The 4,356-nt window shown below is 40.4% G+C and carries 6 protein-coding genes; 5 read left to right on the forward strand and 1 reads right to left on the reverse strand.

Translation table 11 applies throughout. The features are described 5' to 3' along the window. The first annotated feature begins 889 nt into the window (after positions 1 to 889). The 5 genes from lrgA to dhaM all read left to right on the forward strand — a co-directional run bounded on the left by lrgA (position 890) and on the right by dhaM (position 4,107). Positions 890 to 1,324 carry an antiholin-like murein hydrolase modulator LrgA gene (lrgA, locus tag BJK46_RS11915; RefSeq protein WP_014612908.1) on the forward strand — a complete coding sequence of 145 codons (435 nt, stop codon included), beginning with the start codon at positions 890 to 892 and terminating at the stop codon, positions 1,322 to 1,324. After that, positions 1,317 to 2,018, forward strand: a complete 702-nt coding sequence (lrgB, locus tag BJK46_RS11920; protein ID WP_014612909.1) for an antiholin-like protein LrgB — start codon at positions 1,317 to 1,319, stop codon at positions 2,016 to 2,018. The genes lrgA and lrgB overlap by 8 nt, the downstream gene beginning before the upstream one ends. 166 nt (positions 2,019 to 2,184) lie before the next feature. Then, the gene (gene dhaK, locus BJK46_RS11925) at positions 2,185 to 3,147 is read left to right on the forward strand and encodes a dihydroxyacetone kinase subunit DhaK (RefSeq protein ID WP_096533816.1); all 963 of its coding nucleotides are present in this window, start codon (positions 2,185 to 2,187) and stop codon (positions 3,145 to 3,147) included. 22 nt (positions 3,148 to 3,169) lie between these two features. Beyond that, entirely contained in the window at positions 3,170 to 3,751 is a 582-nt protein-coding gene (dhaL, locus tag BJK46_RS11930; RefSeq protein ID WP_014612911.1) for a dihydroxyacetone kinase subunit DhaL, read from the forward strand. After that, positions 3,748 to 4,107 (forward strand): dihydroxyacetone kinase phosphoryl donor subunit DhaM, encoded by a 360-nt coding sequence (gene dhaM / locus BJK46_RS11935; RefSeq protein WP_014612912.1) that lies wholly within the window; start codon positions 3,748 to 3,750, stop codon positions 4,105 to 4,107. The genes dhaL and dhaM overlap by 4 nt, the downstream gene beginning before the upstream one ends. 66 nt (positions 4,108 to 4,173) lie before the next feature. Here the strand turns inward: dhaM and BJK46_RS11940 are convergent. Next, positions 4,174 to 4,356: alkylphosphonate utilization protein (locus BJK46_RS11940; protein WP_142671675.1), on the reverse strand; the 183-nt coding region annotated here is incomplete at its 5' end.

Raw genomic sequence — 4,356 nt, forward strand, 5'->3', positions numbered from 1 at the left:
ACAACTCTACAAGTGGGGATTAATACCATTAGCCCAGCTTGCAGAGTTGGCTTACGCAAGATATTGAACCGCCGAGTACGGAACCGTACGCTCGGTGGTGTGAGAGGACGAGTAGTCAATTAATGGCTATTCTCCTACTCGATTGAGTGGTATTTTAGAAATACTTGAAGATACATTTGTGGTTTTGGGGTAATCATTGACTGCTGAATCGTGCTGCGCTTTCCAAGGGGCTGCCCCTCCAACTAAATTCGGCTTGGTTGAGATGTACGCAGGATGGAAGCCAAATTGGATTTTGGGAGCGGTACAGAAATCTCATGTGTAACAAAGATTTCGTCGTACTGCCCCCGCAAGGCTGACTAGACTTCTCAAAAGCGAGCGCATTGAGAAGTCAGACAGCTACTGCGATAAACAGGAACCACTATTAAAGAGTAGAAATCATATTTAGATATTTATTTTATCCCTCGGGAGTCTTGCACGATTCTTGCAGTCTGGGTAAGTGCCTCAAGCTGGTCAATGGTGGGTTGAAATGATTAGAACGAAACTGCACCTCATGAAACAAAGCCTACCCCCCTTCAGTATTCGAGGAGAGAAAGGATAGTGCGAGAGCTTGAATCGTGTTGCGCTTTCCGAGGCGATGACACCGGTCAACTATTTACCGCCTCATATATAGTGTTCAGTGAAAGGGAACAGGTTCGGATTGCTGAAAGTTGAGTGAGTTTAAAAAAGTATGCTTTGCGCCACTATATGACATTTAAATAGTGTGGTTGTTGGACAAGGGTGTGATTTTGTATTTCACGCCCCTTTTTTTGCATTTCGCGATGAAAACGGTATATGTGAATTTTTTCATAATATAATGAAGTCAATCAGAGACGCACGGGAGGTTGTAAAAGTGAAACAAAAAGAAGAGAAAACGTATAGTTTTTTACATCAAGTGTTAGTGATTGCATCAGTGTTGTTTGTTTCAAGTATTATTGAATCATTTATGCCGATTCCTATGCCGGCATCAGTGATAGGGCTCGTATTATTGTTCGTTTTATTATGTACAGGTGTGATCAAGCTCGGTCAAGTTGAAAAAGTAGGCACAGCGTTAACGAATAATATTGGCTTTTTATTCGTGCCTGCTGGGATTTCAGTTGTAAATTCATTAGACATTATTAGTGCAAGTCCGATTCTCATTATTGGCTTGATTATTATTTCAACAATTCTACTACTTGTATTTACAGGCTTTGCGTCACAAATTTTAATGCGTATGACGACGAAAGATAAAGTAGCAACACCGCCGCGTACGAAAGCGAAAGTGAAAGGAGCGCATTCACATGGTTAATCATCTCGCTATAGACACACCGTATTTCGGTATTTTATTATCAGTGATTCCATTTTTAATCGCAACTGTACTTTTTAAGAAAACAAATGGCTTTTTCTTATTCGCACCACTCTTTGTTGCGATGGTTTTCGGAGTAGCGTTCTTACACTTTACAGGTATTCCATATGAAAAGTATAAAATTGGTGGGGATATCATTAATTTCTTCCTCGGACCAGCGACAATTTCATTTGCGATTCCTTTATACAAAAAGCGTGATGTCTTGGTGAAACATTGGCACCGTATTATCGGCGGTATTGGGATTGGTACTGTATTGGCACTTGTTGGTATTTTCTTTGTCGCAAAAGCACTTCAATTCGGTAGTGACATTATCGCATCCATGCTTCCGCAAGCAGCAACAACAGCGATTGCACTACCTGTATCAGAAGGCATTGGCGGTATTAAAGAGTTGACATCATTAGCGGTTATTTTAAATGCGGTCATTATTTATGCGTTAGGTAATAAATTATTGAAATGGTTCCACATTGATGATCCGATTGCGAGAGGCTTATCTTTAGGAACGAGCGGACATACGTTAGGTGTAGCGGCAGCAAAAGAATTAGGACCAGTAGAGGAGTCAATGGCGAGCATCGCGATTGTACTGGTTGGGGTTGTCGTTGTAGCAGTTGTTCCGATTTTGACACTTATCTTCTTCTAGACACAATTCAATAGCATAAAAAATGTTGTACAGTACGTGTAAGTTGGAATGCGCGTCTGTACAACTTTTTTGTATACAGAATTGTCAAATATATCACAATAGTTTTTGCGTGAACGTTTTCATTGTAAAACTTATAATAGAAGAAAATAGGATAGAAGGTGAGCAAATGAAAAAGTTAATCCAGGATAAGACGCACTTTTTGCAAGACATGCTAGACGGGTTGAAAATTACAAATCCGAACATTGATGTCATTGCAGATACGGTCGTTGTACGTCAGCATAAAAAAACGTCTGGTGTCGCATTAGTTTCTGGTGGCGGCAGTGGTCACGAACCTGCACATGCAGGCTATGTTGGTGAAGGTATGTTAGATGCTGCGGTATGTGGTGAAGTGTTTACCTCGCCGACACCGGATAAAGTGTTAGAAGCTATTAAAGCGGTGGACAATGGAGACGGTGTGTTACTTATTGTTAAAAATTACGCAGGTGACGTCATGAACTTTGAAATGGCTAAAGATATGGCAGCGATGGAAGACATTCAAGTCGAAATGGTCGTCGTAGGTGATGACATTGCGATTGATGATGTTGAAAAACGTCGCGGTGTTGCGGGAACGGTCTTTGTTCATAAATATGCCGGTTATTTATCAGAACGTGGTAAGAAATTAACAGAGCTGAAAACTGAAGTCGAAGCATTGATTGATCAAATTCGTACGATTGGGATGGCATTAACACCGCCTGCTGTACCAACGACAGGTAAGTATGGTTTCGATATTGAAGAGAGTGAAATGGAAATCGGCATTGGTATTCACGGTGAACGTGGGTTAGAACGTGTACCAGTTGAACCGGTAGAACAAATTGTGCAACGTTTGATTGAACAATTGAAAGCCGAAGTGGCAAGCGATGAATTGATTGTCATGGTCAATGGCATGGGCGGTACACCATTATCAGAATTAGATATTGTGACGAAATATGTCGCATTACAGTTAGAACAAGAAGGAAAAACTGTAAAAGGATGGTTTGTAGGTGATTATATGACATCACTCGATATGCAAGGCTTTTCATTAACATTTGTTCCTTATGATGAACACATATTATCAGCATTTCGCGCACCTACAACAAGTCGATTTTTTTAACATAATCCAGGAGGTTTCCAAGATGGACGTAGCAACTTTAAAAGAACGATTACTTGCATTAAAAGAAACATTTGAAACAGAAGAAGAGGCTTTGACAGAGTTAGACCGTGCGATTGGTGACGGGGACCACGGCGTGAATATGCGACGTGGTTTTGAAGCGCTTCCTGACCAATTAGACGACAGCTCGATGCAAGCTTTATTCAAAACGACAGGTATGACGCTCATGTCAAAAGTGGGCGGCGCGTCTGGACCATTATACGGTTTTAGTTTTGTTAAAATGGCGCAAGTCGCAAATGATGAGATTGATCATGACAACTTAGTCGAATTGTTAAAAGCATTTGAAGAAGCTGTAGCCCAACGCGGTAAAGTAACTTTAAATGAAAAAACAATGTATGACGTCATTGCACGTGCGAGAGAAGCGGTAGAACAAGGTGAAACTGTCGATTTAGCGACGTTACAATCATATGCGGATGCGACACGTGATATCGAAGCGACGAAAGGCCGTGCGTCATATTTTAAAAAAGACTCAATCGGGTATATTGATCCTGGTGCACAAAGTAGTGTTTACATTTTAAATGCACTGATAGGAGCTGATGAAGCGTGACACAAATCGTTTTAGTGAGTCACAGTGATAAAATTGCAGAAGGTACACAAGAACTCCTTGCACAAATGGCACAAGATGTGAATGTCGTTGCGATTGGTGGGATCGAAGGTGAAATTGGTACGTCTTTTGATGACATTTCCGCAGTGTTAAATGATATAAACGATGATGCGATTTGCTTTTTTGATATTGGTTCATCAGAAATGAATTTGGATATGGCGATTGAAATGTATACGGGGACACATCGTATTGAAAAAGTGGATGCCCCAATTGTAGAAGGCAGTTTCATTGCGGCAGTTGCCTTATCGACAGGTCAAACGATAGATGAAGCCATTGCATCTGTCGACGAAGCATTTTAATAACATCTATAGAAATAGGACAGCTTGAGCGCGTATCGCACGACAATGTTGTCCTATTTTTTAACGTTATTTAATTTTTTTCACAACTTCAGATTTTAAACCAATTTGTCCAAAACCAGGAATTTTAAAAAAAAAAATATTTTTTACTTTCGTTCCTTGTTTAATCATTTGAGAACTGCCTTTGATTTTTAAATCGCGAATGACTGACACCGTGTCACCATCTTGAAGTGGATTACCATTTGCATCACG

Source organism: Staphylococcus pseudintermedius (genome assembly GCF_001792775.2).
Taxonomy (GTDB): domain Bacteria; phylum Bacillota; class Bacilli; order Staphylococcales; family Staphylococcaceae; genus Staphylococcus; species Staphylococcus pseudintermedius.

What these genes read in the sequence shown, in the direction of transcription:
- dhaK (WP_096533816.1), top strand. Translation starts at nt 2,185, where the DNA reads ATGAAAAAGTTAATCCAGGATAAGACGCACTTTTTGCAAGACATGCTA.
- dhaL (WP_014612911.1), top strand. Translation starts at nt 3,170, where the DNA reads ATGGACGTAGCAACTTTAAAAGAACGATTACTTGCATTAAAAGAAACA.
- lrgB (WP_014612909.1), top strand. Translation starts at nt 1,317, where the DNA reads ATGGTTAATCATCTCGCTATAGACACACCGTATTTCGGTATTTTATTA.